We start from the raw sequence: 26,809 nt of genomic DNA, 5'->3' as shown, positions 1-26,809 counted from the left end.
ACTGCAGGGGTATCACCAGGTTACGGAGCAGTTAAGAGCATCGATTCGGTTCCGGGAACGGCGTAGGGTGGACGCTCAAACCATTCTTCCGGGTGATTCGGGTCCCTTTCTCCGCCTGTTCCTACGCCAGGGCCCGCACCGTGCGCGCCGGGGGCCGGGTACCCCGTATCGAGGCGACCATGTCGAGCACCCGCCGCGTCTCCGCGACCTCGTGCACCCGGAACACCCGGGCCCCCGCCGCCGCGGCCAGTGCGGTGGCCGCGAGCGTGCCCTCCAGCCGGCCGTCCACGTCCGCGCCGAGGGTCTCGCCCACGAAGTCCTTGTTCGACAGGGCCATCAGCACCGGCCAGCCGGTCGCGACCAGGGTGTCGCAGTGCCGCAGCAGCGCGAGGCCGTGCCAGGTGTTCTTGCCGAAGTCGTGCGTGGGGTCCACGAGGATCCCCTCGCGGGGCACGCCCAGCGCGACCAGCCGCTCGGCCTGGCGGGTCACCTCCGCGACCACGTCGGCGACGACGTCGGCGTAGCGGACCCGGTGCGGCCGGCGGCGGGGCACGGCTCCCCCGGTGTGCGAGCAGACGATCCCGACGCCCGTCTCCGCGGCCACCTCGGCCAGCGTGGGGTCGGCGCCCTGCCAGGTGTCGTTGAGCAGGTCCGCACCCTCCGCGACGGCCAGCCGCCCCACCTCGCCGCGCCAGGTGTCCACGCTGATCACGACGTCCGGGTGCCGGGCGCGCACCGCGGCCACGAACGGCACGACCCGCCGGACCTCCTCGTCGACGTCGACGACGGCACCGGGCCCCGCCTTGACCCCGCCGATGTCGACGATGTCCGCGCCCTCGGCGACGGCGGCGTCGACCCGGGCCAGCGCGGCGTCGTCGGCGAAGGTGGCGCCCCGGTCGTAGAAGGAGTCCGGCGTGCGGTTGACGATCGCCATGACCAGCGCCCGGTCGCCGGCCGGGGTGCGGGTGCCGAAGCGCAGCGGCGGGAGGACGGGCGTGCTCACGCCTGCGATCGTGACACGGATACGCCGTCGACGGCGGCGGCCGCGGGCCCGCAGGCCTCGAGCGCCTCGTCGACCGTGCGTGCCACGACGATCCGTTCCAGCGGCGCCCGGCTCGCGAACCCGCCCTCGACCAGGCCGGACACCCAGTCGAGCAGGCCGGACCAGTGCCCGTCGGGGTCGAGCACGACGACCGGCTTGCCGTGCAGCTGCAGGGACCCCGCGGACCACACCTCGAAGAGCTCCTCGCAGGTCCCGATCCCGCCGGGGAGGGCGAGGAAGGCGTCGGCGTGCGCCTCCATCAGGGCCTTGCGCTCGCGCATGGTCTCGGTGACCAGCAGCTCGTCGGAGTCGTGGTCGGCCCACTCCCGCTCCACCATCGACCGCGGGATGACGCCGACGGTGCGCGCGCCGCCCTCCCGCGCGGCCAGTGCGACGGCGCCCATCATCGAGCGCCGGCCGCCGCCGGACACGAGCGTCCAGCCGCGCGCGGCGATCGCGGCGCCGGTCTCGGCGGCGAGGTCCAGATAGCGCTGCGGCACCCCGTCCGAGGAGCCGCAGTAGACGCAGACCGAGTGCGGGTCGCGCCCGCCCCGCTGGATCGCCGTCCCGTCGACCGCCATCAGTGCGCCTCCTCCCAGGCCCGGTAGGCCTCGTGCACCACCTTCACGGCGTCGTCGACGTCGTCCGTGAGGTGCAGGAGGGACAGGTCCTTCTCGCCGATCTTCCCCGACTCGAGCAACGGCCCGGAGATCCAGTCGTAGAGGCCCTGCCAGTAGTACCGGCCGAGCAGCACCACGGGGAACTTGGTGACCTTCTTCGTCTGCACGAGGGTGAGCGCCTCGAACAGCTCGTCGAGGGTGCCGAAACCGCCGGGGAGGCAGACGAAGGCCTGGGAGTACTTGACGAACATCGTCTTGCGGACGAAGAAGTACCGGAAGTTGATGCCCAGGTCCACCCAGTCGTTGAGGCCCTGCTCGAACGGCAGCTCGATGCCGAGCCCGACCGACAGCCCGCCCGCCTCCTGGGCGCCCTTGTTGACCGCCTCCATCGCGCCCGGCCCGCCGCCGGTGATCACGGCGTAGCCGGCCTCGGCGAGCGCGGTGCCCAGCGCCCGGCCGACGGCGTACTCGTGGTGGTCGCGCGGGGTGCGGGCCGAACCGAAGACCGTGACGGCGCGGGGCAGCTCGGCGAGCATGCCGAAGCCCTCGACGAACTCGGCCTGGATCCGCATGACCCGCCACGGGTCGGTGTGCACCCAGTCGGTGGGGCCGCGCGAGTCGAGCAGGCGCTGGTCGGTCGTCGTGGGCTCGATCTTCTGCTCGCGGCGCAGCACGACCGGACCGCGCAGCCTCTCGTCCGGGCGGGACCCGGACCCGTTGGCGCTCATGAGCGCCAGCGTACGGAGCAGGTGTGAACGGGCGAGGTCAGGTCAGGAAGGTCCGCAGCACGTCCGTGCATCGGGCGATGGCCGTGACGTCGACGTGCTCGTCGCGGGTGTGCGCCAGGTTGGGGTCGCCGGGGCCGTAGTTGACGGCCGGGATCCCGAGCGCGGCGAAGCGCGCGACGTCCGTCCAGCCGAACTTGGCCCGCGCGGTCGCGCCCGTGGCGGCCAGGAACTCCTGCGCCGCAGGCTGCGCCAGGCCCGGCAACGCCCCGGGGGACGAGTCGGTGAGCGTGACGTCGAAGCCGGCGAGGACCTCGCGGACGTGCTGCTCGGCCTGCTCGACGGACCGGTCCGGCGCGAACCGGAAGTTGACGGTGACCACGCACTCGTCCGGCACGACGTTGCCCGCGACCCCGCCCGCGATCCGCACGGCCTGCAGGCCCTCGCGGTACTCGCACCCGTCGATGTCCACCTGCCGCGGGTCGTAGTCGGCGAGCCGCCGCAGGACCTCGCCGGCGTGGTGGATCGCGTTGTCCCCCAACCAGGACCGCGCGGAATGGGCCCGACGGCCGCTCGTCCGGACCTCGACGCGCAGGGTGCCCTGGCAGCCGGCCTCGACCTCGCCGTCCGTGGGCTCGCCGAGGACCGCGAGGTCGGCCGCGAGCCAGTCCCGGTGGTGCCGCTCGAGGCGGCCGAGGCCGTTGCGGACGGCCTCCACCTCCTCGCAGTCGTAGAACACGAGGGTGAGGTCGTGCCGCGGCTCGGCGACCGTGGCGGCGAGGTGGGCGAACACGGCGTCGCCCGCCTTCATGTCGCTCGTCCCGCAGCCGTAGAGGAGGTCGCCCTCCCGGCGGCTCGGCACGTTGTCGGCGATCGGCACGGTGTCGAGGTGCCCCGCGAGCAGTACCCGCCGCTCGCGGCCGAGGTGCGTGCGGGCGAGCACCGCGTCGCCGTCGCGGAGGACCTCGAGGTGCGGCGCCTGGGCGCGCAGGGCGGCCTCGACGGCGTCGGCCAGCGCCCGCTCCTCCCCGGACACGCTGGCCACGTCGACCAGCGCGGCGGTCAGCGCGGCGGGGTCCGCGGTCAGGTCCAGGGCGACGGTCGGAGCGCTCACGCGCCCTACTGTTCCACGGGGGTCAGAGTGCGGTGTCCGCCGTCTCCTCCACGAGCGCGGCGAGCCGCGGCAGCACCTCGTCCCGCCAGCCGGGACCCATGCGGTCGAACGCGAAGCGGCCCTGGCGGTCGTCGAGGTCGAAGCCGGAGTGCTCCAGGACCAGCCGGGTCCCGCGGCCCTCGGGCACCAGCGTCCAGGTGAGCGTCCAGGTGCCGTTGAACGTGAAGACGAACCGCTCCGGCTCGCGGACCTCCAGGACCTCGCACGCCACGTCGCCCCAGCCCGGCATCCGCAAGGTGAAGCGGTGCCCGACCTCGGCCGCGACGTCGCCCGGCGCCCACCACCGCGCCAGCAGCTCGGGCTCGGTCAGCGCCCGCCACACCTTCGCGGGCGGTCCGGCGACGAACTGGTCCACGGTCACGGCCGCGATCAGGCTGCCCTTCATCGGTCCTCACTCTCGTCCGGCATCTCGTTCTCCACGAACCCGGCGAGGTCCTTCAGCCGACCGCGCCAGTAGTGCTCGAAGGGCGCGAGCCACTCGCCGATCTCGGCCAGTGGCTGCGGCTCCAGGTGGTAGTGCCGCCGCCGCCCCTCCGGCTCGTCCCGCACCAGCCCCGCGCGCCGCAGCACGCCCAGGTGCTCGGCGACCGCCGGCCGGCTCAGCGCGAACTCCCCCGCGAGCGCTCCCGCCGTGCGCGGGCCGTCCGCCAGCAGCTCCAGCAGCCGCCGGCGCACCGGGTTCGCCAGCGCGAGGAAGACGTCGTCGGGCACCAGGACATGATGCGTCGGAGATCTCCGACATGTCAACTCTTTCCGACGCTTCCGATTTCCCGGTCCGAGCCGCACCCGGAGGAGGGCGGAGCGGGTCCGGGCGGTTACATTCGACGCCCGTGAGCACCGAGTTCCGCACCGATCCCGCCTCCGGCACCGGCCTGGCCACCGTCACGGCCGACGGGACCGTCCTCGACGTCTGGTACCCGGCCCCCGCACTGGGCACGGACGCCCCCGACACCTCGGCCGACCTGACGCCGCTCGCCGGCGAGGACGCCGACCGCGGGGTCACGCTGCAGGTGGTGCGCACCGAGATCGGCTCGCTCGCCGACAAGCCGGTCGACGCCGCGGACGTCTACCTGCGCCTGCACCTGCTGTCCGGGCGGCACGTCCGGCCGCACGAGGTCAGCCTCGAGGGCCAGTTCGGGCTGCTCGCCAACGTCGCCTGGACCAACTTCGGCGCCTGCGCCGTCCCGGGCTTCGAGCTCGTCCGGGCCAAGCTCCGCAGGCGTGGCCCGGTCACCGTCTACGGCGTCGACAAGTTCCCGCGCATGGTCGACTACGTGCTCCCGTCCGGCGTCCGGATCGCCGACGCCGACCGCGTCCGGCTCGGCGCCCACCTCGCCGAGGGCACCACCGTGATGCACGAGGGCTTCGTCAACTTCAACGCCGGCACGCTGGGCTCGTCGATGATCGAGGGCCGGGTCTCGGCCGGGGTCGTCGTCGGCAACGGCTCGGACGTCGGCGGCGGCGCCTCGATCATGGGCACGCTCTCCGGCGGCGGGACCGCCGTCATCTCCATCGGCGAGCGCTGCCTGCTCGGCGCCAACGCCGGCATCGGCATCTCCCTGGGCGACGACTGCGTGGTCGAGGCCGGGTTGTACGTCACCGCCGGCACGAAGGTCGCCCTGCCCGACGGGACCTCGGTCGCCGCCCGCAGCCTCTCCGGCCAGGACGGGCTGCTGCTGCGCCGCAACAGCGTCTCCGGCGCCGTGGAGGCCCTCCCCCGGACCGGCCGGGGCATCGCCCTCAACGAGGACCTGCACAAGAACTGACGGCCGGCGGGCACCGGGGCCGGCGCGTTCATCTCCGTCGGCTACGGTGCCCGCTCGTGTCCGCTCCCAGCACGGCCCCGGTCGCCCTCACCAACGCCGACCTGCCGGCCCCGCTGACGGCCGCGCCGGCGGACTCGCCGGTGCACCACGTCCGCGCCGCCCTCGACCTGCGGCTGCGGGCCCTGCTCGCGCACGACCCGGGCACCCGGGACGGCAGCGACATCGAGGACCTGCACCAGATGCGGGTCGCGGTGCGGCGGATGCGCGCGGCGCTCAAGGCGGCCCGCCCGCTGCTCGACCGCACCTGGGCGGACGGGCTTCGGGCCGAGCTGGGCTGGCTCGGCCGCGCCCTCGGGCCGGTCCGCGACCTGGACGTCCTGCTGCTGCGCCTGCGCGGCGAGATCGCGACCCTGCCCGAGCGGGAGCGGGCGGCCGGCGCGCAGCTCGTCGCCTCCCTCGACGCGGAGCGCGAGGCCGCCCGTGCGGCGATGCTGGCCGCACTGGAGTCCGGACGCTACCGGGCCCTGCTCGAGCGGCTGGCCGACGCGATCCGGTTGCCGCTGCCCACGCCGTCGGCCACCCAGGTACAGCCCGAGCTGATCGACCTGGTGCGCACGGAGGTGCGGCGGCTGCGCAAGGCCGTGCGCCGCGCCGGCGACGACCCGCCGGACCAGACCCTGCACGACCTGCGGATCCTCGGGAAGCGCGTGCGCTACACCGGCGAGCTGGTCGAGCCGATGCTCGGCGCGCGGGTGAAGCGGCTGCTCAAGGCCACCGCGGGGCTCCAGGAGGTGCTCGGCGACCACCAGGACGCCTGCGTGGCCGAGGAGCGGATCCGCGGCCTGCTCGACGGCCTCGGCGAGTACCCCGACGCGCACGTCGTGTTCGTGGCGGGCCGGCTCGTGGAGCGCGAGCGGGCCCGGGCGACCGAGAAGCGCGGCGAGTGGTGGGCGGCGTGGGAGCACGTCGCGGCCCGCGCCGCCGAGATCTGAGCCGCCGGCCCCGCCGAGATCCGGGACGAGCGGGGCGGCGGGAGGGCGCTCAGCCCTCCAGCCGCCGCACCGCCTCGTCGATCCGCTCGTCCGTGGCCGTGAGGGCGATCCGGACGTGCCGGGCACCCGCGGGCCCGTAGAACTCGCCGGGCGCCACGAGGATCCCCCGCTCGGCGAGCGAGCGGACGGTGTCCCGGCAGGGCCGGTCCTCGGTCGTCCACAGGTAGAGCCCGGCCTCGGAGTGGTCGATCCGGTAGCCGGCGCGCTCCAGGGCACCCCGCAGCCGGGTCCGCCGCTTCTCGTAGACCTTGACCTGCTCGGCGACGTGCACGTCGTCCGCCGCGGCCGCCGCGAGCGCGGCCTGGACCGGGAACGGCACGATCATGCCGGCGTGCTTGCGGATCTCCAGCAGCGTCTTCACCAGCGCCGCGTCGCCCGCGACGAACGCCGCGCGGTACCCCGCCAGGTTCGACGTCTTGGACATCGAGTGCACGGCCAGCAGGCCCTCGTGCCGGCCCTCGCTCACCTCCGGCGAGAGCACCGAGGCGACCGGCGCGCCGAAGGACAGCCCGAGGTAGCACTCGTCCGACGCCACGACCGCGCCGACGGCCCGCGCGGCCTCGACGGCGGCGCGCAGGGCGGCCGCGTCGAGCACCCGGCCCGTGGGGTTCGACGGCGAGTTCAGCCAGACCAGCTTCGTGCCTGCGGGCGGGGCCTCGCCCACGGCCAGCCGGACCACGGAGGCGCCGGCGAGCAGCGCGCCCACCTCGTAGGTCGGGTAGGCCAGCTCCGGCACCGCAACGACGTCGCCCGTGCCCAGGCCGAGCAGCGTCGGCAGCCAGGCGACCAGCTCCTTGGAACCGATCGTGGGCAGCACCGCGGCCGGGTCGGCACCCGCGACGCCGAAGCGGCGGATCAGCGAGTCCGCGATCGCCTCGCGCAGCGAGTCGGGCCCGTACGTGGTCGGGTAGCCGGGCTCGTCCGCGGCCGGGCCGGTCAGCGCGGCACGGACGACGGCCGGGACCGGGTCGACCGGCGTGCCGACCGAGAGGTCGACGATGCCGCCGGGGTGGCCGGAGGCGAGCGCCTTGACCTCGGCGAGGGAGTCCCAGGGGAAGTCGGGGAGCGCGATGCCCCGCCGATGGTTCGCTCGCTGCCGCTCGCTCACTCGTCGTGCTCGACCGGCGCCATGCTCTTGATCGGCTCCGGGTCGGCCTCGGTCAGCCCGACCTTCGAGGCGCCGCCGGGCGAGCCCAGCTCCTCGAAGAAGTCCGCGTTGGCCTTGGTGTACTGCCCCCACTGGTCCGGGACGTCGTCCTCGTAGTAGATGGCCTCGACCGGGCAGACCGGCTCGCAGGCACCGCAGTCGACGCACTCGTCGGGGTGGATGTAGAGCATGCGGGCGCCCTCGTAGATGCAGTCCACGGGACATTCCTCGATGCACGCCTTGTCCTTGAGGTCCACACAGGGCTCGGCGATCACGTACGTCACGGAAGGTCCTCCACAAGCGGGCGCTGTTCTGGCGCGGGCGTTCTCCATGGCAGGTTAACCCGCGGGTACCCACTCACACACGGGAAGGCAAGCCTCACTCGATGGCTCCTCACGACCATACCGGGACGCCTCCGGACGCCCGGCCCGCCGCGCTGATCGACGCGAAGATCGACGCCGCCCTGGGCGAACGGGTCGCGCTCCGGCACCGGATCGGCGAACGCGAGGGCCGCCCGCTCCACACCGACGCCGTCGGCCGGTTGTCCGACGGCGGCGCCGGCACGGTCGTCGTCGACACCCGGAAGGGGCCGGTGCGGGTGGAGCGCGCGGCCGTCGTCGCGGTGCGGGTCGTCCCGCCTGCGCCGGGGCGCCGGGCCTCGTGGAGCGCGGTGTCCCGCCTGGAGAACCTGTGTGCCGACGCGTGGCCGGCCGTGGTCGACGAGCCGCTCGGCGGCTGGCGGCTGCGCGCGGCGGGCGGGTTCACCGGCCGGGCGAACTCGGCGCTCGCCGTCGCGGACCCGGGTCTGCCGATCGCCGCGGCGCTCGACCGGGTCCGGGCGTTCGCGGCCCGGCACGGCATCCCCACGAGGCTGCAGACCCCGATGGGCTCCCCCTGGTCCGAGGCCGCGAAGCGGGAGGGCTGGGTGCTCGACGGCGGGCACCAGGCCGGCCCGGAGGTCGCGGTCCTGGTGGCGGATCTCACGGACCTGGCGGCCCTGCCCTCGACCGCGGCGGTCGAGCTCACCCCGGCGGCGACGGACGCCTGGTGGGCGATCACCGGGGCCCCGGAGAGCGAGGCGGAGCGGCACGTCCTCACGGCGGCGGCCCGCCCGGGCTTCGCCGTGGCGCGCGGAGCGGACGGGACCCCGACGGGGGCGCTGCGGGCCGCCGTCGTGGAGGACCACCTGCACTTGTCCCGCCTGGCCACCCGCTCGGAGGTGCGCCGGCAGGGGCTCGGCACCGCGCTCACGGCGGCCGCGGCCGCGTGGGGCCTCGAGCAGGGCGCCCGCTGGGCGGTGCTGCAGGTCAACCTGCAGAACGAGGGCGCCCGCGCCCTCTACGCGCGGCTGGGCTGCACCGAGCACCACCGCTACCACTACCTGGGCCCGGGCTAGGCTGGACCCGCGCCAGCCCCCGGCCGGCGAGCCAGCGCTGGGCCTCGCGGGCCGCGCGCTTGAGCCCGGACCACTCGCCGAGGTACTTCCCCAGCACCCCGACGACCGGCAGCATGCCGAGCGCCTCGTGGTAGAAGCGGCCGTGCGGACGCTTGTCCAGCTCGTCCTCGACCGAGTACAGCGCCCGGCCGAGCCGCCACACCGCGGACCCGATCTTCGCCGCGGTGGGCCGGCTGCCCGTGGCCAGGTCCAGGTCGCCCTCGATCTCGGCGGCACGGGCGTCGGCGGCGGCGTCCTCGGCGGCCGTCGGCCCGCTCCCCAGCTCGGGCCGGCGCCGGAACAGCACCCAGGCCAGCAGCGAGACCAGGTGGTCCTCGTCCATGACGCCGTGCTCGCCGGCCACCGCGACCAGCAGCATCCCCTGCGCCGCGGCGCCGACGGCCGCGCCCATCGGCAGCCTGCGGGCGAGCGCGCCGCCCAGGCCGGGGATCGCGGCGACGGCGGTGGAGAACCGCCCGACCCGGTAGACCCACCAGCGCTGCCGCGCGGCCACGTCCATCCGCGCCCAGGCCGCGGTGCCGGGCACCGGGGCCGCGGCGAGCGCGTCGAGCAGCTTGTCGCGGGTGGAGCGCTCGCCGGCCGCACCGCCCGCCCGGCCGCGCAGGCCGAAGGGATCGGACTCGCGCAGCGCCGAGAGGATCGGCCGGGTGGCCCGGACGAACGGCCGCAGCAGCCCGACGACCGCCGCGTCGGGGATGGGTCCGTCGCTCACGACCGGATCATCCCCCGCGGGTCGACACCGCGCTCGGCAGCGCGGCGGGCGTCGGCGGAGTCGACGACCCGGCGCAGCGGGAGCAGCCCGGCGAGCAGGCCCGCGACCAGCAGCAGGAAGGACTGCCAGGTCGCCGGCAGCACGACGTCCCCGCCGGGCCCGGCGAACCCCAGCACCCCGATGACCACGACCCAGACCGCGAGCGGCGAGGCCGCCACGGCGGTGGCGGTCGAGACCTCCGCGGCGGCGTGGATCAGCCAGGGCATGGTGAGCAGCACCAGCACCGTGCCGACCGGGACCGGCACCGGCCCGATGTACATCGGCTGGAGCAGCAGCTCGAGCGCCGTGAGCAGGGCCGCGGCGAGCAGCACCGCCGCGAGCGTGAGCCAGCGCATCAGTCGAGGCCCGCGAACAGGTCGTCGGCGGGGGCCGGCCCCGCCCCCGAGGCCAGCGCGTACTCCTCGACGTCGATCAGCGGCTGGGCGACGTCGTTGCTCATCGCGAACGCGACCGCGCCCTCCGGCCCGTCGCTCTCCCACACCGCGATCTGCGTGGCGTGCGCGCGCATCGCCGCGACGAGCGCCGCGCGGTGGCCGGACACGTCCAGCCGGGTCGTGACGACGGCGTCGGGCGCGCTGGGCAGCTCGTCCGGCTCGGGGAACCGGAAGGGCATGCCGGGCAGGCCCTTGATCGACGCCAGCCCGGCGTCGAGCTCGGATCGGGACCGGACGGCATGGAAGACCCGTGCGACGGTCTCCGGGCGGGCCTCCGCGACCGCGGTCGTGAGGGTGTGGGCGCGGACGTGGTCCGGGTGGCCGTAGCCGCCGTCGTCGGCGTAGGAGACCACGACCTGCGGCCGCAGCTCGTCGACGACGGCGAGCAGCTGCGCGAGCTGCTCCTCGAACGTCCCGGGCGCGGCGAGGGCCCGCGGGTGCAGCACGGCGGGGGTGACCGCGCGGGTGCCCTCGCCGTGCTCCATGCCGCTGTCCCGCCAGCGCCCGAGCCCGCCCAGGAACCGGTGCTCCGGGCCGCCGAGCGCGGCGAGCGCGCCGGCCAGCTCGTGCACCCGGTACCCGCCGAGCTGGTCGCCCCGGTCCGGCGCGAGCTCGCGCAGCTCCGGCGGGATGACCTCGCCCTCCTCGCCGAGCGAGCACGTCACGACCACGCAGGCCGTGTCCGGGTCGGCGGCGTACCGGGCGATGGCGCCGCCGGTGGTGAGGGTCTCGTCGTCGGGGTGCGCGTGGACGAACAGGACCCGGCGGGCGGGGAGCGCGGGGGACGCGGGGAACGCGGGCGACACTGCGGGAGCCTACGTCCTCACAGCAGCGCCCTGCGCTCGGCGTAGTGGCAGGACACCGGGTGCCCCTGCCCCCGCTCGACCAGGGCCGGCGGCTCCTCCACGCAGCGCGTCCGCTCGGCGTCGGACAGCTCGTTCGCGAACTTCGGGCACCGGGTGCGGAACCGGCAGCCGGACGGCGGGTTGGCCGGGCTCGGCAGGTCCCCGACGACCGTGATCCGCTCCCGGGCCCGCTCCTTGCGCGGGTCGGGCAGCGGGATCGCCGAGATCAGCGCCTGCGTGTACGGGTGCGCCGGGCCCGCGAACAGCTCCTCGGCCGTCCCGGTCTCGACGATCGAGCCCAGGTACATGACCGCGATCCGGTCCGCGATGTGCCGCACCACCGACAGGTCGTGGCTCACGAACAGGTACGACAGGCCCAGCTCGGTCTGCAGCTCGTCGAGCAGGTTGAGCACGCCCGCCTGGATGGAGACGTCGAGGGCCGAGACCGGCTCGTCGAGCACCAGGAGCTTCGGGCGCAGGGCGAGCGCGCGGGCGATGCCGATGCGCTGCCGCTGCCCGCCGGAGAACTCGTGGGCGTACCGGTTGCCGTGCTCCGGCTTGAGCCCGACGGTCTGCATCAGCCGCCGGACCTGCTCGCGGCCGTCCTCCCGGTAGAGCCCGTGGATCCGCAGCGGCTCGGCGATGATCTCGTTCACCGGCAGCCGCGGGTCCAGCGAGGCGTACGGGTCCTGGAACACGATCTGGAGCTCGCGACGCAGCGCGCGCATGTCCCCGCGGCCGATCTTCGTGAGGTCCCGACCCTTGTAGAGCACCTCGCCGGAGGTCGCGGGCAGCAGGTTGAGCACCACCCGCGCGGTCGTGGACTTGCCGCAGCCGGACTCGCCGACCAGCCCGAGGGTCTCCCCCTCGGCCAGGTCGAACGAGACGTCCGAGACGGCCTGCACCGCGCCGATCTGCCGGCGGACCAGGCCCTTGGAGCGGATCGGGAAGTGCTTGACGATGTTGCGGACGCTGAGCAGCGTCCGCGTGCCCTGCTCGACCGTGGTCATGCCCGGGCCTCCCCGTCCGTGCCGGCACCCTCGGCCGCGGCGGCGAGCCCGGCCAGCGCCTCGTGGTCGGCGACCTCGCTGTCGAACACGTCGGCCGCCTCCTGGCCCTCGAGCGTCTCGGCGTAGTGGCAGGCGGCGAGGTGGCCGGCGCCGGTGGTGGCGCGCAGCTCCGGCTCGCTCTCGTCGCACCGCTCGGTGTGCTTGGGGCAGCGCGGCCCGAACGGGCAGCCGGGCGGCATGTTGACGACCGACGGCGGCGACCCCGGGATCGGGGTGAGCCGCTCGCTGGGCCGGTCGAGCCGGGGCAGGCTGCCGAGCAGGCCGAGCGTGTAGGGCATGCGCGGGGTGTAGAAGACCTCCTCCGCGGTGCCGACCTCGACGGGCTTGCCGGCGTACATGACCATCACCCGGTCCGCCTGGCCGGCGATGACGCCCAGGTCGTGGGTGATGAGCACCATCGCCGCGCCGGTCACGTCCTGCGCGGCGGCCAGGGCCTCGAGGATCTGGGCCTGCACGGTGACGTCGAGCGCGGTCGTCGGCTCGTCGGCGATGATCACGTCCGGGTCGTTGGCCATGGCGATCGCGATGACCACGCGCTGGCGCATGCCGCCCGAGAGCTCGTGCGGGTAGGAGTTCGCGCGGTCCTTCGCGTTGGGGATCCGCACCCGGTCGAGCAGCTCGACCGCCCGGTCCGTGGCCGCCTGCTTCGAGACGTCGTGGTGCGCCCGGACGGCCTCGGCGATCTGCGCCCCGACCGTGTAGACGGGGTTGAGCGAGGTCATCGGGTCCTGGAAGATCATCGCGATCCGGGAGCCCCGGATCCGGGTCATCTCCGCCTCGGACAGCGTGAGCAGGTCCTTGCCGGCGAACCGGACCGAGCCCTTGACCTGGGCGGTGTTCGGCAGCAGCCGCATCACCGCCATCGAGGTCACGGACTTGCCGGAGCCGGACTCGCCGACGATCCCGAGCACCTCGCCGCGGTGCAGCCGGTAGTCCACGCCACGGACCGCCCGCACGGGCCCGTCCGCGCTGGGGAAGGTCACGTCGAGGCCGGACACCTCGAGCACGACGTCCCCCTTGGCACCCCGCGCACCCGGCGCGGGCGACAGGTCGATCTCCTCGGTCACGGCGCCGGAGGTCTCACTCGCACGCTCGCTCACTGGCGCACCTTCGTCTGCTGCGGGTCGAACGCGTCACGCAGGCCGTCGCCGATGAAGTTGATCGTGAGCGCGATGATGATGATGAACAGGCCCGGGAAGTAGAACAGCCACGGGCGGGTGGTGAGCGCGGTCTGCGCCTCGCTGACGAGCAGGCCGAGCGAGGTGTCCGGCGGCGTCACGCCGAAGCCCAGGTAGGACAGCGACGTCTCGAGCAGGATCGCCAGCGCCACCAGGATCGTCAGGTTGACGAGGATGGAGCCCAGGGCGTTGGGCACGAGGTGGCGCAGGATGATCCGCGTGTCGCTGGCGCCGAGGGCCTTCGCGGCCTCGACGAACTCCTTCTCCCGCAGCGACAGCACGACACCGCGCGCGACGCGGGAGACGTAGGCCCAGTACAGCGCGGCGATGACCAGCGCGATCAGGTACCAGGTGCCGCCGAAGTTGTGCGCGAGCATCGCCGCGACGGCGATCAGCGGCAGCGTGAGCACCAGGTCGGAGATGCGCATCATGATCGTGTCGGTCTTGCCGCCGAAGTACCCGGCCACCGAGCCCCACAGGGTGCCGACCAGCGTGGCCAGGATCGCCACGCTGACCGAGACCTGCAGCGAGATGCGCGTGCCGCGCAGCACCTGGGCGAACTGGTCGCGGCCCGCGGAGTCGGTGCCGAACGGGTGGTCGAGCGAGGGCGGGACGGAGTTGTCCGGGGTGTACTGGCCGGCGTCGTACTTCCAGAGCCAGCCGCCGACGTAGGCCAGCAGGATCAGCGCGACGAACACGCAGAGGCTGACGACGGCCGCGCGGTGCTGTAGGAAGCGCCGGAACACCAGCTGCGCCTGGCTGCGCTCCTCGACCGTGAACTCGCGTTCCGCGGTGGGCGCGGGGGCGGGGCCGGTCGTCGTGGTGGTGTCAGGCATAGCGGATCCTGGGGTCGAGGACGCCGTAGAGCAGGTCGGCGATCAGGTTGAAGGCGATGACCACCGTCGCGGCGACCAGCAGCCAGGACGCCGTCGCGTAGACGTCGTTGCTGCGGATCGAGGTGACCAGGTAGTCGCCCATGCCCTTCCACTGGAAGACGGTCTCGGTCACCACGGCACCGCCGATGATCGAGGCGATGTCCAGGGCGGTGACCGTGGTCAGCGGGATGAGCGCGGTGCGCAGTGCGTGCTTGACCATGACGGTGCGCCGGCTGAGCCCCTTCGCGCGGGCGAGCCGCACGTAGTCGGAGTTCATCACCTCGAGCATCGAGGCGCGGGTGAACCGGCTCCACGCGGCGTACGAGATGAGGGCCAGCGAGATGGTGGGCAGGACCATGTGGCCGAGGATGTCGAGCACGTACGGGCCGAAACCCTGTGGCGGCGGGACCGACGCCTGGCCGATCGTGGAGATCGCCTGGCCGCCCACGGCCAGGTTGAAGCTGACCCCGGCCTGCTTGAGCAGGATCGCCAGCCAGAAGGCCGGCATGGCCAGGAACAGGAAGCCCAGGAAGGTGGCCGTGTAGTCGAACTTCGAGTACTGCTTTACGGCGGTCAGGACGCCGATCACCACAGCCAGGATCAGCGCGATCACCATGGCCAGCGCGATCAGCCGGATGGTGACCAGGAAGCGGTCGCCCAGGTCGTGGCCGATGTTGGCCGTGGACACGACGGACGGGCCGAAGTCTCCTCGGAACAGGCCCCCGAGCCACGAGAAGTAGCGCGCGATCAGCGGCTGGTCGAGGTGCAGCCGGAGCCGCTCGGCCTCGATGACGTTGGGGGGCGCCGGGGGGTTCTTCTCCCGCAGCGGCGCGAGCGGGTCGGCCGCCGCCGAGCCCAGCGCGAAGATGATGAACGACGCGACGATCAGGACCGGTATCGAGTACAGGATCCTGCGCACGGCGAAGGCGAGCATGCGGATGTGCTTCTTCCGACTCGTGGTGGGAGCACGGTCCGCTCCGCTCGTGGCGGGGCGGGCCGCCTTCTGAGCAGGGTAACGCCGGGGACGGGCCCGGGCCGGGCGGCCGACACGTGGTCGGCGCGCACCCCGGGCCCGCCCCCGGTTCTCACGTCACGAGCCGGAGCGGATGCCCCACTCGGAGGTGTTGTACGTGATCCCGTCGAGCGACGCGTTGTTGCGCACGTTGCCCAGTGTGTTCTGCACCGCGGCCAGGGTCGGCTTCTGGTACAGCGGCAGCACGTAGGCGTCCTCGGCCATGATCCGGTCGGCCTCGTTCAGCTTGGCCCGGGCGTCGTTGATGTCCGTCGACGCCGCGGCCTCGTTGATCAGCGCGTCCGTGGTCGGGTTGACGTACTTGCCGTAGTTCGACCCGGAGTTCGACAGCCACAGCTGCTGCGCGCCGCCGAACGGCGCCGGCGACATGATCCAGCCGAACACGATGACGTCGTAGTCACCCGAGCTGGTGGTCGTGCCCAGGCTGTCCGTCGTCGAGATCTCGACGTTCACGCCGAGCTGCTTCGCGTACTGCTGGAACAGCTCGCACTCGGTCTGCCGGACCGCGTTGCCCACGGTGTAGCGCATCCGCAGGGTCGGCACGGCCTGCCCGTTGGGCGCGACCAGCGCGGAGCCCACGCCGGTGTAGCCGGCGTCGGTGAGGACCTTCTTGGCCCGCTCGATGTCGCCGGAGCCCTGCCCGGTGGCCGTCAGGTTGTCCTGGTAGCCGTCCTGCTGCGGCACGAACATCTTGTTCTGCAGCGGCTTGATGTCCGGGTTGAACTGGCCGACCGTCTTCGCGATGACGTCCTGCGTGTTCACGGCGATGTAGAGCGCCTGGCGCAGGGCCTTGTCGGCGAGGAACGGGTTCTGCAGGTTGAAGTCGAAGTGCTCCCACGACAGCCCGGCCGCCTGCGCGTTCGAGACGTTCGGGATGTTGTTGAGCTGGTTGACGATGTCGACCTGCGGCTGCGGGAACAGCGCCTGGACCTCGTTGTTCTGCAGGGCCAGCGGCTCCTGGGTGGCGTCGGTGATCACGCGGATCACCAGCCGGTCCAGCTTCGGCTTGGTCGCGCCGTACCACTGCGGGTTCGGGACCAGCGTCAGCGCGACGTTGTCCTGCCAGTTCTCGACCTGGAACGGGCCGGCCGAGTAGTTCGGCGGGGTCTTGCCGAAGTAGTCGAACGCCGCGGCGAGGCCGTCCGGCGAGTTCAGGTCACCCTGCTGCGCGCCGATGTGGGCCGGGTACAGCGGGGCCGCCGAGTTGAAGAGGCTCTGCCAGTCCGTGTACGGCTTCGACAGCGCGACCGTGACGGTCTTGCCGTTGTCCGAGCCGGTGACCGCGGTGATCTGGTCGTAGCCGCCGTTGCCTGCGGTCTCGCACGCCGGGCAGTCCCGGGCGTTCTGCCACTTCCAGCTCATGGCGAAGTCGTCGGCGGTGACGGGCGTGCCGTCGTTCCACACGGCGGCCGGCTTGATCTTGTAGACGATCGTCGTCGGGTTCGTGAGGTCGGCCGAGTCCAGCAGGTCCGTGTTCAGCGTCGGCTTGAGATCGGGCGACGTGTAGAACGCGTACGTCAGCAGGGGCTTGGTCGACATGCCGGTCCAGTCGACGTTGCCCTCGGACGAGATGACGTTCCAGTTGTCGATGTTCTTCTCGGACGCCAGCGTGACCGTCCCGCCCTGCTGCAGCTGGTCCGCCGGGACGCTGTTGCAGGTGTTGGGGTTGGTGCTGCAGTCCCCGTAGACCCCGCCCGAGCTGCCGCCGGCGCCACCACCGCCGCCGCAGGCCGCCAGGACAAGGGTCGCCGCCGTGGCGACCGCTGCGGCCGCGGCCGCCCTCGTTCTCTTCATGGACTTCCTCGATCTCTCGCCTGTCCCGGCCCGGTCGGGCCACCCGGATCGGGGCACTTCGACCCTTGCCGCGTGGCCGTCCATGTGCCGGGCGGCCCGCCCGATCCCTCGGGCAACTTAGGAACCTCACAGGTCCGCCCGCCAACGAAGTCGCCGATCGTGACCAAAGGGTGACGTGAAGTGGACAGGGCGACACATCGTGATTACTCTGGAGTAACTTTCGCCCGGCTGAGGGAACCCTCAGCTGACCGGGGCGCTCCATCGTTGCGCCCCCGTGAGCGGTCCCGTCCCGAGCGGGCCGGCGCCGAACCCGGTCGCGGCGGCACCGGGCGTCGTGCTCACGAGGAGCGACACCTGCTGGAAGAGCGGCAGGGCCGGGAGCTGCGCCCAGAGCACCCGCTCGGCCGTCGCGAGCTGGCCCGGGTCGGGTACCGCGGCGGCCGCGAGGGACTCCAGGACCGGCTGCAGCGCGGCCGAGCAGAAGCCGTTGGGCAGGGCGGGCGGCGCGGGCAGCGACGGCGTCGGGTCCGGGCAGCCGTAGTCCGAGGCCAGCTGCGGCCCGATCGGCCCGCCCACCGCCCGCGGCTCCACCAGGATGTCCGCGCGCACGGTGGCGTTGGGGGCGGCGGTGCCGCTCGGCGGGGCCGACGTCGTCGCCGGGGCGGTGGCGGACGCGCTCGGGCCCGTGGTCGGGGCCGCACCCGGCGTCGGGGTGGCCGTCCCGCTCACCGACGACGGCGAGGTCGGCGGCGTGGTCGTGGTGGGCGGGGTGGCGAGCACCGCCCGCTGGGTGAACAGGTCCGCCGCGGGCGGCGCGACGACCTGGACCTCGATCCCGGCCGCGCGCAGCTGGTCGGCCACCGCCTCGGCCACGTCGACGTCCGTGCCGCGCTCGGCGCCGGCGGCCACGACGATGCTCAGCGGGGTGTTGCCGAGGGTCCAGGCCCCGTCGGAACCCCGGGTGTAGCCCGCCTCGGTGAGCAGCCGCTCGGCGGCGGCGGGGTCCGGGCGGGCCGGGGCACCCGCGGGGGCGGTCGCGGCGTAGCCGGGCTGCGACGGGGCGAGCCCGAACGCGTCGGCGGGCACCGCGTCCGGCGCGACGGCGGCCCGGATCCGCTCGCGGTCCAGCAGGGCCCCGACGGCCTGGCGCACCCTGACGTCGGACAGCGGCCCGTAGTCCGACCGCAGCGCGAGGTCGGTGACGGTCGCCCGGGGTGCGGGCGCCGTGGTGATCGCGCTGCCGAGCGACGCGAGGGCCTCGGTGACCTCCGGGCCCGAGGTGGGCATCGCGACGTCGACGTCGCCGACCCGCAGGCCCTCGGCGAGGGTCTGCGGACCGAGCCGGCGGAGCACGACCTGGTCGAGCGTCGCCGGGGTGGCCCAGTACAGGTCGTTGCGGACGAGCGTGACCTCGCCGCGCGCCCGGTCCACCGCCGCGACCCGGAACGGCCCGCCCGACGCCGGCAGCCCGCCCTGCAGCGCGCCGGTCCAGGAGCCGGGGGCGTCCTTGAGGATCTGCGCGGGCAGCAGCCCGCTGAACAGGTACTGCCACTGCGGGTACGGCTCGTCGAACACGACGTCGACGGCCTTGCCGCCGGCCCGCGACCGGACGTCCGTGACGTGCCGGTACCCCTCGGCGTCGACCGTGCCGGGCTGGGTGCGCATCTGCTGCCAGAGGTAGACGAAGTCCTCGGCGGCGATCGGCGAGTTCGACGACCAGGAGGCCTGCACGTTGAGCTCGTAGCTCACCGTGAACGGGCTCGTCGAGGTGACCTCGGCGCTGGTCGCGACCGTGCGGTCGAGCTGCAGGGCGCCCTCGGCGTCGGCCCGGAACACCGACGGCAGCACCAGGGTGGCCAGCGCCTGCGTGACCGGCGAGCGGTCGGCCAGCAGGTGCGGGTTGAAGCCGGCGCCGAGGTCGTCCACGCCGACGACGACCTCGGTCGCCCGGGCGGTCGTGGGCGGCGGCGCAGGCTGCGGCGGCACGGGCTGCTCCACCGGGGCGTTCGTGCACGCCGCCAGCAGGGTGAGCAGGCAGGCGCCGACGACGAGCAGCGTCCTGCGCGCCCAGCCGGTCACGTGCCCTCCCCCGCCCGGCGGGCCGGGCGGCCCGCCTGCCCGCCATCGTCGCACCGGCGACGTGGCGGCCGGGTGTGGGGCCCGGACCGGCCGGGGCGCGGGGTCAGCGCGAGACGCCGGCCGCGGCGGCCTTCGCCCGGGCGCGCTGCCGGCCGCGCAGGTGCGAGTCCAGCTCGACCTTGCGGATCCGGACGTTCTCCGGCGTGACCTCGACGCACTCGTCGTTGGCGCAGAACTCCAGGCTCTGCTCCAGCGTGAGGATCGTCGGCGGCGTGAGCTTCACCAGCTCGTCGCCGGTCGACTTGCGCATGTTGGTGAGCTTCTTCTCCCGCACGATGTTGACCTCGAGGTCCTCGTTGCGGGTGTACTCGCCGATGACCATGCCGTCGTAGACCTGGGTGCCCGGGCCGACGAACAGCACGCCGCGGTCGGACAGCGCGTCGACCGCGTACCCGGTGACGGGGCCCGAGCGGTCGGCGATCAGCGAGCCGCGCAGCCGGCTGGAGATCTCGCCGACCCAGGGGCCGTAGCCGTCGAACACGTGGCTGGCGATGCCCGCGCCGCGGGTGATGGTGAGGAACTCGGTGCGGAAGCCGATCAGGCCGCGCGACGGCACCCGGAAGTCCAGCCGGACCCGGTTCTCGCCGTGCACCATCTGCTGCATCTCGCCCTTGCGGGCGGCGAGCAGCTGGGTGACGGCACCGAGCGAGTCGCTCGGGACGTCGATGGAGAGGCGCTCGAACGGCTCGTGCAGCGTGCCGTCGATCGTCCTGGTGACGACCTCCGGCTTGCCCACCGTCAGCTCGAAGCCCTCGCGGCGCATCGTCTCCACCAGGATCGCCAGCGCGAGCTCGCCACGGCCCTGGACCTCCCAGGTGTCCGGGCGCTCGGTGGGCAGCACGCGCAGCGACACGTTGCCGACCAGCTCGGAGTCCAGCCGGCTCTTGACCTGGCGGGCGGTGAGCTTCTGGCCCGGCTTCGGGTCACGGCCGACCAGCGGGGACGTGTTGATGCCGATGGTCATCGAGATCGCCGGCTCGTCGACGTGGATGCGCTCGAGCGGCACCGGGTTCTCCGGGTCCGCGAGCGTGTCGCCGATCATGACGTCCGGGATGCCCGCGACCGCGACGATGTCGCCGGCGACCGCCTCGTCCGCCTGCACGCGGGTGAGGCCCTCGGTGCGCAGCAGCTCGGTGATCTTCACGCGGGTGACGCTGCCGTCCGCCTGACACCAGCCGACCTGCTGCCCGCGGCGGATCACGCCCGCGCGGACCCGGCAGAGCGCGATGCGGCCCAGGAAGGAGGTCGCGTCGAGGTTGGTGACGTGGGCCTGCAGCGGGGCGCTCGGGTCGTCCGTCGGCGCGGGGACCACGTCGAACAGCACGTCGAACAGCGGCTGGAGGTCCTCGGAGTCCGGCAGCTCGCCGTCGGCCGGGCGGTTGCGGGAGGCGCGGCCCGCGCGGCCGGAGGCGTAGACGACCGGGAGGTCCAGCAGGTGGGCGGTCTGGTCCTCGTCGAGGCCCAGCTCGTCCGCCAGCTCGAGCAGCAGCTCCAGCGACTCGTCGACGACCTCCTCGATGCGGGCGTCCGCACGGTCGGTCTTGTTGACCACGAGCATGACCGGCAGGCCGGCCGAGAGGGTCTTGCGCAGCACGAAGCGGGTCTGCGGGAGCGGGCCCTCGGAGGCGTCGACGAGGAGGACGACGCCGTCGACCATCGACAGCCCGCGCTCGACCTCGCCGCCGAAGTCCGCGTGGCCCGGGGTGTCGATCACGTTGATCGTGACGCCCTGCCAGGTCACGGTGGTGTTCTTGGCGAGAATGGTGATGCCCTTCTCGCGCTCCAGGTCCCCGGAGTCCATGACCCGGTCCACCGGCTCGGCCCGCTCGCCGAAGGCGCCCGAGGCGCGCAGCATCGCGTCGACCAGGGTGGTCTTGCCGTGGTCGACGTGCGCGACGATCGCGACGTTGCGCAGCGCACGCATGCCGTCGGGCAGGCCGCGATCGGCGGTCTGCGGGGCGTCGGCGAGCGCGGAAACGACTGAGGTCACGCTTCACGGTAACGCGGGCGAGGTCTGGACCTTCCCGAGCGGTGAGCCTAGGCTTCCCTCACGATGGCCAAGGTGAAGAAGAAGTGCTGCCGGTCGAAGCCGAAGCGGTGCAAGAGCTGCCCGGTGGTCCACCTGCGGCTGAAGAAGATCGACGCCCAGGGACTGAGCGGCAAGGAGTACACGCGCGCGGTCAAGGCGGCACGCATCTACTGAGGTCGCGGGCCTGCGCGGGCCCGCGCTCGTCCTCCGTGGACGGTGCCCGCGGTCCGCGTGGATCGTTCTGAATCGTTCCCTTCTCGGCCGCCACCGGCCGGTTCGTTCGCTGCACCGTCGCACCCGGACGCGATGACCAAGGTCACAGAGTGATCCGGACCGCCGCGGGCCGCCTCGCGGCAGGTCATCCGGCCCTCCGGCCGGGCGTCACGGCGCGGCCGATCTCGCCCAGCACGGTCTCCGGCCGCGTCGCGAGCTCGTGCCACCGGCACGTCACCACCGTCCAGCCCGCGCGCGCCAGCACCCCGCGCCGCCAGAGCGTGCGCCGCCGTGCCTCCGCCCCGAGCGGGCGCGCCCAGCCCTCCACCTCCACCGCCACCCGTGCCTGCGGGAAGGCGATCGGGAGCACCACCCCGGCCGCGGGGTGCTCCGTACGCCAGCCGATCATCCGCGCCTCGCGCAGCCGGCAGACCAGCAGCCGGACGGCCGCGGGTCCCGCCCGCTCCGCCGTCGCGGCCAGCGCGGCGCGGGCGGCGGTCGCTCCGGCCGCACCGGGATTCCGCGTGTGCGCCCGCGCGACCTCGGCGAACCCCACGTGCGACTGCAGCGCGCGGTCGAGGAACGGGCCCCCCGCCGCGCCCAGCTCGACCGCCGCCTCCAGCACGGTGAGCGGCAGGGCGGTGACCGGGACGCCGAACCGGCTGGTCCGGTCGTCGTCGGCGAGGTCACGGCGGCGCACGGTGACGCCCGGCCGGTTCCGGGGCGAGCGGCGCCTCGGCACGGTCACGGTGACGTCGCCGGCGAGGGCCGGGGACACGCCGTGCCACCAGGCCGCGGCCAGCCCGCTGAGCACCGCGTCGTCGCCGGCCCAGAGGACGGCCGCCCGGACCCGCACCTCGTCGGTCGGCCGGTGGGTGCGGTCGAGGTAGACGCGCGGGTGCAGCGGTACCCAGAGCCGGCCGGCGAGCCTGCGGTCGATCGCGTCGGAGGACAGGCCGGCGGCCCGCGCCTGCGCCCGCCCGATCACCCCCGCCTGGCGGCGGAGGAGGGCGGCGAGGGCGGGCGGGCCGGCGGTGGGAGCGGCGCCGTGAGCGGCGGGCTGGGCTGCGGGACTGGGGTGCGTGATCGGCTCCATGCCCGATTTCGACGGACCCACCGCCGCCCCGGTTCCCTCGCGGACGAACGACCTTGCCGTCGATGGAGTGATACTCTAGAGTGCTGCTCCATGAAGCGGGACGGTCGGTCCGTGATCGTCGACGCGGCGTTGGCCAGCGTGGAGGAGCGCGGCTGGGAGGCGACGTCGATGCAGGTGGTGCGCGAGCGCGCGGGGGTCAGCAACGGGTCGTTGTTCCACCACTTCCCGACCCGTGCCGCTCTCGCGGCGGCGGTCGTGGCGGCCGGGCTCGCCGATCACCAGGCGGTCCTGTTGCAGGCGCTGCGCGCGGCGGGAGACGCGGAGGACGCGGAGGACGCGGTGCGCCGGGTCGTGGTGCGGCACCTGCGGTGGATCGAGGACAACCCGCAGCTGGCCCGGCTGTTCCTCCACTCGCCGCCGGACGTGCTGCAGACGATGCTCGACGACGCGGCACTGAACGCCGAGCGGAGCTTCGCCGAGGAGATCGACGACTGGTTGCGCGGCCACGGGTGGTCCGGCGCGCCGGAGCTGACCGTGGTCGTCGCGCTGTGGATCGGGCCGGTGCACGAGTACGCCCGCGGATGGCTCGCCTCCACCGGGTCCTCGCTGGTGCCCGTCTCGGACGCCCTGGCCGAGGGGGCATGGCGGGCAGTGGGGCCGCACCTGCGGTCCCCGGGCCGGTCCGCCGGGGACCGGCCGTGAGCGCGGCGCACGACGTTCCACGCCGGCCGGCCGAGGTCGCCGCACTGCTCGCCCGGCACCTGCCGGGGCTGCGGGCGGATGCGGTGACCCCGCTCGGCTCGGGCCTCGACCACGACGCCTACGACGTCGACGGCACCCTCGTCGTCCGATATCGCCGGGAGCCCGATCGGGAGGCGACGGCGGCCGCGGTGCTGCGGGAGGCCGAGCTGTTGCGACGGGTCGCGGCGGTCTGCCCCGTGCCCGTTCCGCGGGTGCGGCTCGTCCTGCCGGAGGAGGGGTGCCTGGTCCTCGGCAGGCTGGCCGGTGCCCCGTTGCTCGGCCGCTCCGGGGCGGAACGCGGCGCGGTGGCGCCCGGAGTCGGGGCGACGCTCGGCGCCGTGCTTGCCGCCCTCCACGCCGTGCCGCTCGACCGGCTGGGCGTGGAGGTGGACGTCGACGATGTCGCGCCCGAGGAATGGCAGGACGAGGCGGCCGAGACCTACCGGACCGTCCGCAGCGAGGTTCCCCGTGATTTCCAGGAGGGCGTGGAGCGGTTCCTGTCCGGGCCTCCTGCGCCCGTCCCTCCTCGCCGGTTCTTCACCCACAACGACCTGGGCGTGGAGCACGTGCTCGTCGGCGACGGCCGGGTCACCGGGATCATCGACTGGAGCGACGCTGCGATCGCCGATCCGGCGGTCGACCTCGGCCGAATCCTGCGCGACCTCGGGCCCGCCGCGCTCGACAGCGCGCTCACCGCGTACGGCGCGGATGGCGGGGACGGAGGGGACGCGCTGCGCGCACGGGCGCTCTTCTACGCCCGCTGCACCCTGCTCGAGGATCTCGCCCACGGCCTGCACCCGGGCCACGAGCGCTACGCGACGAAGAGCCTGGAGGCGTTGCCGTGGCTGTTCTGACCCGCCCCGAGCCGCGTTCGGAGGGAGCCGAACCGTGACCGTGAGGCGATGGCTGTACCGCGGCGGACGTCCGAACCGCCTGGCGCGCGGCGCCGACCGGCTCACGGCCGCGTTGTTCGCGCGGGGCGCAGGGCCCGACCACCTCGTCGCGCTGGAGGTGCGGGGCCGCAGGTCCGGCCGCACCGTCGGCCTGCCGCTGGTCGTGGCCGAGGTGCACGGCGAGCGCTACCTGGTGTCCATGCTCGGCGATCGCGTGAACTGGGTGCGCAACGTGCGGGCGGCGGAGGGCGAGGCCGTCCTCCGCCACGGACGACGGGAGGAGGTGCACCTCGACGAGGTCGCTCCGGAGCAGCGCGCGCCCGTCCTGAAGGCCTATGTCGGGCGCGCACCGAACGCGAGGACGCACATCCCGGTCGACAAGGACGCGCCGCTTCGGGAGTTCGCGCGGGTGGCACCACGGTTCCCGGTCTTTCGCGTCGTCCCGAGGGATGCCGGCTGACGGGCCGACGCCGCACGCTTCAGGGGCGGAGGAGTGCCTCCAGGTCTCCGACGACCGCGCGGTCCGCGTCGACCCAGGCGACGGTCGGCAGCTCCCGTTCCGTCAGCCAGCGCACCGCGAGGTGCTCGAGCGCCTTGGGTTCCGGGGAGTCCGGGCGCAGCGCCGCGGCGTACATCCGCAGCACCAGGGCCCCACCCGGCGTCGTGACGGGCAGGTCCGTGCCCACCCGCTCCCCCACGTCGACCTGCGCGGCGAGCTCCTCGGCGCACTCGCGGGCCAGTGCCGCCGGCTCCGACTCGCCCGGCTCGGCGCGCCCGCCGGGCAGCTCCCACCGGCCCCGGAGGTCGGTGGGCCGCGACCGCTGAGCCGCGAGCACCGCCCCGTCGCGCACGATCGCCGCCCCGACGACGGCGGGTGCCCCGGTCAGCTCCTCGGCGCGCCGCCGGTACACCGCCGACCGGCAGCCCAGCATGTCCCGCATCAGCCGCCGGACCAGGATCGCGTCGCCGACCCGGCCGATCGCGCCGAACGGCGACCGCCAGCGGATCTCGTCCCGCATGACCGTCCCGCCGGGCGCGTCGGCCAGGGTCGTGGTGTGCACCAGGCCCTTCGCCAGGCCACCGGCCAGCTCGGACACCATCCCGTCGACGCCCACGGACCGGACCCGCGAGCGGTACGGCAGCCGGAGGCCGGGGGCGAGCCGGGCGTCGAGCAGCACCTCGTCGCCGGGGACCAGCAGCCGGACGGCGGCGGAGTACCGGTGCCCGGCCTCGCGCAGCGACTCGTCGGCCGCCTCGCCGTCCCGCACCACGCCGGCCACCAGCCGGCGGGGTGCCGCGATCAGGGTCGAGCAGCTCTGCACGGGCACGCCCGCGATCGTCGCAGACCGCTGATCAGGGCGCGGGCCAGCGCACCTCCAGCCGCGCCCCGCCCCACGCGGACCCGCCGGCGGACACCTCCCCGCCCCGCCCGCGCACCAGGGCCGCGACCAGCGCCAACCCCAGCCCCGCGTGCCCGCCGCCGGCCTCCGGGGACAGCCGGGTGAACCGGTCGAACACCCGCACCCGGTCCGCCTCGGGGATGCCCGGGCCGTCGTCGGAGACCACGAGCCGGGTCACCCGCCCGGCCGGCAGCACCTCGATCCGGACGCGGGTCGCGGCGTAGCGGGAGGCGTTGCCGAGCAGGTTGTCGAGCACCAGCGCGACCTCCGCCTGCCCGGCCGCGGCCAGCGCGACGCCCGGTGCGAGCAGCTCCGGCGCCGGGCCGGTGGTGACCCGGTCGATCGCTGCGCGAGCCGCCTCGACGAGGTCGACGGGTTCGGGGTCGGGCCGCTGGCCGGCGTCGGCGCGGGCGAGGGCCATCAGGTCGGCCAGCAGGCCGGACAGTCGTTGGGCCTCGACGGCGACCTCGCGCAGCGTCTCCTCGGACAGCGCCGGATCCGGGTGCGCCACCGCCACCTCGGCCTGCGCGCGGATCGCGGCGACCGGGGACCGCAGCTCGTGGGCGGCGTCGCCGGTGAACCGCTCGAGGCGGGTGACGGCGTCGTCGCGGCGGGCGAGCAGGGAGTTCAGCTCCTCGGCGAGGGCGCGCAGCTCGTCGTGCGCCGCGGGGACCGGGAGCCGCCGCCCGGGTGGGAGCGCGGCCGCCGCCGCCCGCATCCGGTCGACGGGCCGCAGCGCGGCCCGCGTCGCCACCCAGGCCGCCAGCGCCACGACCGCCGCGGCCAACAGCCCCGCCACCACGAACCCGACGGCGGCCCGCGCGAGCAGCGTCGCCCCGCCGACGAGGTCTCCCGAGGCGAACACCAGCCGGGTGCTCCCGTCGGGGAGGATCGCCGGGTCGGCGACCCAGCGGGTGGCGGTGCCGTCGAGGAACACGTTCTCGGCCCGCCCGGCCGCGAGGTCGCGGACGTCGCGTGCGGTCATCGGGAGCGGCCCGCGGCCGTCGACGGGCGTGCCTGCGGTGTCGGTGATGCGGATCGACGGCGGCGTGGCCCGGTCGTCGGCGGCCCCGCCCTCCTCCAGCCGTGAGACGACCACCCCGGCCTGCGTGTGGAGCTCGTTGTCCGCCGCCGCGATCAACGTGGTGTACAGCAGGTTCACGCCGAGCCGGCTCAACGCCAGCAGCGCGACGAGCGCCACCGCGCCGACCACGGTGGTGATCCGGAAGCGCAGCGTGCGGCGCCGCCACCAGCCCCGGACCCGCAGGACCCGCGAGCGCGCCAGGCCGCGGGCGAACCGGCGCCGCAACACGCC

At 74.4% G+C, this 26,809-nt stretch carries 28 protein-coding genes; 7 read left to right on the top strand and 21 right to left on the bottom strand.

The genetic code is table 11. From position 1 onward, the window contains the following. Positions 1-121: 121 nt before the first annotated feature. From folP to AB0B41_RS07190, 6 genes are all read right to left on the bottom strand, one after another. Positions 122-934: a dihydropteroate synthase gene (gene folP, locus AB0B41_RS07215; protein WP_358200006.1), complete on the bottom strand. Its 813-nt coding sequence runs from the start codon at positions 932-934 to the stop codon at positions 122-124. Between the two features lie 65 nt (positions 935-999). Then, on the bottom strand, positions 1,000-1,623 hold the full coding sequence (locus AB0B41_RS07210; protein WP_358199968.1) for a TIGR00730 family Rossman fold protein: 624 nt from the start codon (positions 1,621-1,623) through the stop codon (positions 1,000-1,002). Beyond that, on the bottom strand, positions 1,623-2,390 hold the full coding sequence (locus AB0B41_RS07205; protein WP_358199966.1) for a TIGR00730 family Rossman fold protein: 768 nt from the start codon (positions 2,388-2,390) through the stop codon (positions 1,623-1,625). The genes AB0B41_RS07210 and AB0B41_RS07205 overlap by 1 nt, the downstream gene beginning before the upstream one ends. A gap of 37 nt (positions 2,391-2,427) precedes the next feature. Continuing rightward, positions 2,428-3,501 (bottom strand): succinyl-diaminopimelate desuccinylase, encoded by a 1,074-nt coding sequence (gene dapE / locus AB0B41_RS07200; protein WP_358199964.1) that lies wholly within the window; start codon positions 3,499-3,501, stop codon positions 2,428-2,430. A gap of 22 nt (positions 3,502-3,523) precedes the next feature. Beyond that, a complete protein-coding gene (locus AB0B41_RS07195; protein WP_358199962.1) occupies positions 3,524-3,946 on the bottom strand; it encodes an SRPBCC domain-containing protein in 423 nt (140 codons plus the stop codon). Then, positions 3,943-4,272 carry a metalloregulator ArsR/SmtB family transcription factor gene (locus AB0B41_RS07190; RefSeq protein WP_358199959.1) on the bottom strand — a complete coding sequence of 110 codons (330 nt, stop codon included), beginning with the start codon at positions 4,270-4,272 and terminating at the stop codon, positions 3,943-3,945. Before AB0B41_RS07190 ends, AB0B41_RS07195 begins: the two co-directional genes overlap by 4 nt. A gap of 119 nt (positions 4,273-4,391) precedes the next feature. Between AB0B41_RS07190 and dapD the strand changes: the two genes are divergently transcribed. Beyond that, positions 4,392-5,327: a 2,3,4,5-tetrahydropyridine-2,6-dicarboxylate N-succinyltransferase gene (dapD, locus tag AB0B41_RS07185; RefSeq protein ID WP_358199957.1), complete on the top strand. Its 936-nt coding sequence runs from the start codon at positions 4,392-4,394 to the stop codon at positions 5,325-5,327. Positions 5,328-5,383: 56 nt separating this feature from the next. Next, positions 5,384-6,319 (top strand): CHAD domain-containing protein, encoded by a 936-nt coding sequence (locus AB0B41_RS07180; RefSeq protein ID WP_358199955.1) that lies wholly within the window; start codon positions 5,384-5,386, stop codon positions 6,317-6,319. Between the two features lie 49 nt (positions 6,320-6,368). Here AB0B41_RS07180 and dapC read toward each other — a convergent pair whose 3' ends face one another. Together dapC and fdxA are read right to left on the bottom strand one after the other, a co-directional pair. Beyond that, the gene (gene dapC / locus AB0B41_RS07175; protein ID WP_358199953.1) at positions 6,369-7,487 is read right to left on the bottom strand and encodes a succinyldiaminopimelate transaminase; all 1,119 of its coding nucleotides are present in this window, start codon (positions 7,485-7,487) and stop codon (positions 6,369-6,371) included. Continuing rightward, a complete protein-coding gene (gene fdxA, locus AB0B41_RS07170) occupies positions 7,484-7,810 on the bottom strand; it encodes a ferredoxin (protein ID WP_345380965.1) in 327 nt (108 codons plus the stop codon). Before fdxA ends, dapC begins: the two co-directional genes overlap by 4 nt. A 101-nt stretch (positions 7,811-7,911) precedes the next feature. On the opposite strand from fdxA, the gene AB0B41_RS07165 reads away from it, so the two are divergent. Beyond that, the gene (locus AB0B41_RS07165; RefSeq protein ID WP_358199951.1) at positions 7,912-8,922 is read left to right on the top strand and encodes a GNAT family N-acetyltransferase; all 1,011 of its coding nucleotides are present in this window, start codon (positions 7,912-7,914) and stop codon (positions 8,920-8,922) included. Here AB0B41_RS07165 and AB0B41_RS07160 read toward each other — a convergent pair. From AB0B41_RS07160 to typA, 10 genes are all read right to left on the bottom strand, one after another. After that, positions 8,834-9,694, bottom strand: a complete 861-nt coding sequence (locus AB0B41_RS07160; protein ID WP_358199949.1) for a hypothetical protein — start codon at positions 9,692-9,694, stop codon at positions 8,834-8,836. The two genes, AB0B41_RS07165 and AB0B41_RS07160, sit on opposite strands and share 89 nt — an antisense overlap. Further along, entirely contained in the window at positions 9,691-10,089 is a 399-nt protein-coding gene (locus tag AB0B41_RS07155) for a hypothetical protein (protein ID WP_358199946.1), read from the bottom strand. The genes AB0B41_RS07160 and AB0B41_RS07155 overlap by 4 nt, the downstream gene beginning before the upstream one ends. Next, positions 10,089-10,994, bottom strand: coding sequence for an N-acetyl-1-D-myo-inositol-2-amino-2-deoxy-alpha-D-glucopyranoside deacetylase (gene mshB, locus AB0B41_RS07150; protein WP_358199944.1), 906 nt, complete (start codon positions 10,992-10,994; stop codon positions 10,089-10,091). The genes AB0B41_RS07155 and mshB overlap by 1 nt, the downstream gene beginning before the upstream one ends. 17 nt (positions 10,995-11,011) lie before the next feature. Continuing rightward, entirely contained in the window at positions 11,012-12,043 is a 1,032-nt protein-coding gene (locus AB0B41_RS07145) for an oligopeptide/dipeptide ABC transporter ATP-binding protein (RefSeq protein ID WP_358199942.1), read from the bottom strand. Beyond that, positions 12,040-13,152, bottom strand: a complete 1,113-nt coding sequence (locus tag AB0B41_RS07140; RefSeq protein WP_358200004.1) for an ABC transporter ATP-binding protein — start codon at positions 13,150-13,152, stop codon at positions 12,040-12,042. The genes AB0B41_RS07145 and AB0B41_RS07140 overlap by 4 nt, the downstream gene beginning before the upstream one ends. Positions 13,153-13,199: 47 nt before the next feature. Further along, on the bottom strand, positions 13,200-14,117 hold the full coding sequence (locus AB0B41_RS07135; RefSeq protein WP_358199940.1) for an ABC transporter permease: 918 nt from the start codon (positions 14,115-14,117) through the stop codon (positions 13,200-13,202). Next, positions 14,110-15,090 (bottom strand): ABC transporter permease, encoded by a 981-nt coding sequence (locus tag AB0B41_RS07130; protein ID WP_358199938.1) that lies wholly within the window; start codon positions 15,088-15,090, stop codon positions 14,110-14,112. The genes AB0B41_RS07135 and AB0B41_RS07130 overlap by 8 nt, the downstream gene beginning before the upstream one ends. 156 nt (positions 15,091-15,246) lie before the next feature. Continuing rightward, positions 15,247-16,983 (bottom strand): ABC transporter family substrate-binding protein, encoded by a 1,737-nt coding sequence (locus AB0B41_RS07125; RefSeq protein WP_358199936.1) that lies wholly within the window; start codon positions 16,981-16,983, stop codon positions 15,247-15,249. 240 nt (positions 16,984-17,223) lie between these two features. After that, positions 17,224-19,062, bottom strand: coding sequence for an ABC transporter substrate-binding protein (locus AB0B41_RS07120; protein WP_358199934.1), 1,839 nt, complete (start codon positions 19,060-19,062; stop codon positions 17,224-17,226). Positions 19,063-19,165: 103 nt separating this feature from the next. Further along, positions 19,166-21,046, bottom strand: coding sequence for a translational GTPase TypA (gene typA / locus AB0B41_RS07115; RefSeq protein ID WP_358200001.1), 1,881 nt, complete (start codon positions 21,044-21,046; stop codon positions 19,166-19,168). 129 nt (positions 21,047-21,175) lie between these two features. Here typA and AB0B41_RS07110 point away from each other — a divergent pair, with 129 nt between their 5' ends. Beyond that, positions 21,176-21,325 (top strand): hypothetical protein, encoded by a 150-nt coding sequence (locus AB0B41_RS07110; protein WP_358199931.1) that lies wholly within the window; start codon positions 21,176-21,178, stop codon positions 21,323-21,325. Positions 21,326-21,509: 184 nt separating this feature from the next. On the opposite strand, the gene AB0B41_RS07105 is transcribed toward AB0B41_RS07110, so the two are convergent. Further along, positions 21,510-22,460: a hypothetical protein gene (locus AB0B41_RS07105; RefSeq protein WP_358199929.1), complete on the bottom strand. Its 951-nt coding sequence runs from the start codon at positions 22,458-22,460 to the stop codon at positions 21,510-21,512. Positions 22,461-22,550: 90 nt separating this feature from the next. Here AB0B41_RS07105 and AB0B41_RS07100 point away from each other — a divergent pair, with 90 nt between their 5' ends. Genes AB0B41_RS07100 through AB0B41_RS07090 form a run of 3 tightly spaced genes read left to right on the top strand, consistent with a single transcriptional unit; the run spans position 22,551 to position 24,554 of the window. Then, positions 22,551-23,162, top strand: coding sequence for a TetR/AcrR family transcriptional regulator (locus tag AB0B41_RS07100; RefSeq protein ID WP_358199927.1), 612 nt, complete (start codon positions 22,551-22,553; stop codon positions 23,160-23,162). Beyond that, positions 23,159-24,055 (top strand): phosphotransferase, encoded by an 897-nt coding sequence (locus AB0B41_RS07095; RefSeq protein WP_358199925.1) that lies wholly within the window; start codon positions 23,159-23,161, stop codon positions 24,053-24,055. Before AB0B41_RS07100 ends, AB0B41_RS07095 begins: the two co-directional genes overlap by 4 nt. A gap of 34 nt (positions 24,056-24,089) precedes the next feature. Further along, positions 24,090-24,554: a nitroreductase/quinone reductase family protein gene (locus tag AB0B41_RS07090; protein WP_358199922.1), complete on the top strand. Its 465-nt coding sequence runs from the start codon at positions 24,090-24,092 to the stop codon at positions 24,552-24,554. Positions 24,555-24,573: 19 nt separating this feature from the next. On the opposite strand, the gene AB0B41_RS07085 is transcribed toward AB0B41_RS07090, so the two are convergent. Both AB0B41_RS07085 and AB0B41_RS07080 read right to left on the bottom strand, forming a co-directional pair. After that, a complete protein-coding gene (locus AB0B41_RS07085) occupies positions 24,574-25,422 on the bottom strand; it encodes an NUDIX domain-containing protein (RefSeq protein ID WP_358199920.1) in 849 nt (282 codons plus the stop codon). Positions 25,423-25,447: 25 nt separating this feature from the next. Next, entirely contained in the window at positions 25,448-26,806 is a 1,359-nt protein-coding gene (locus AB0B41_RS07080; protein WP_358199918.1) for a HAMP domain-containing sensor histidine kinase, read from the bottom strand. Positions 26,807-26,809 lie beyond the last annotated feature (3 nt).

The organism is Pseudonocardia sp. NPDC049154, assembly GCF_040648315.1.
Taxonomy (GTDB): Bacteria; Actinomycetota; Actinomycetes; order Mycobacteriales; family Pseudonocardiaceae; genus Pseudonocardia.
This window is presented reverse-complemented; position numbering and strand designations above follow the sequence as displayed.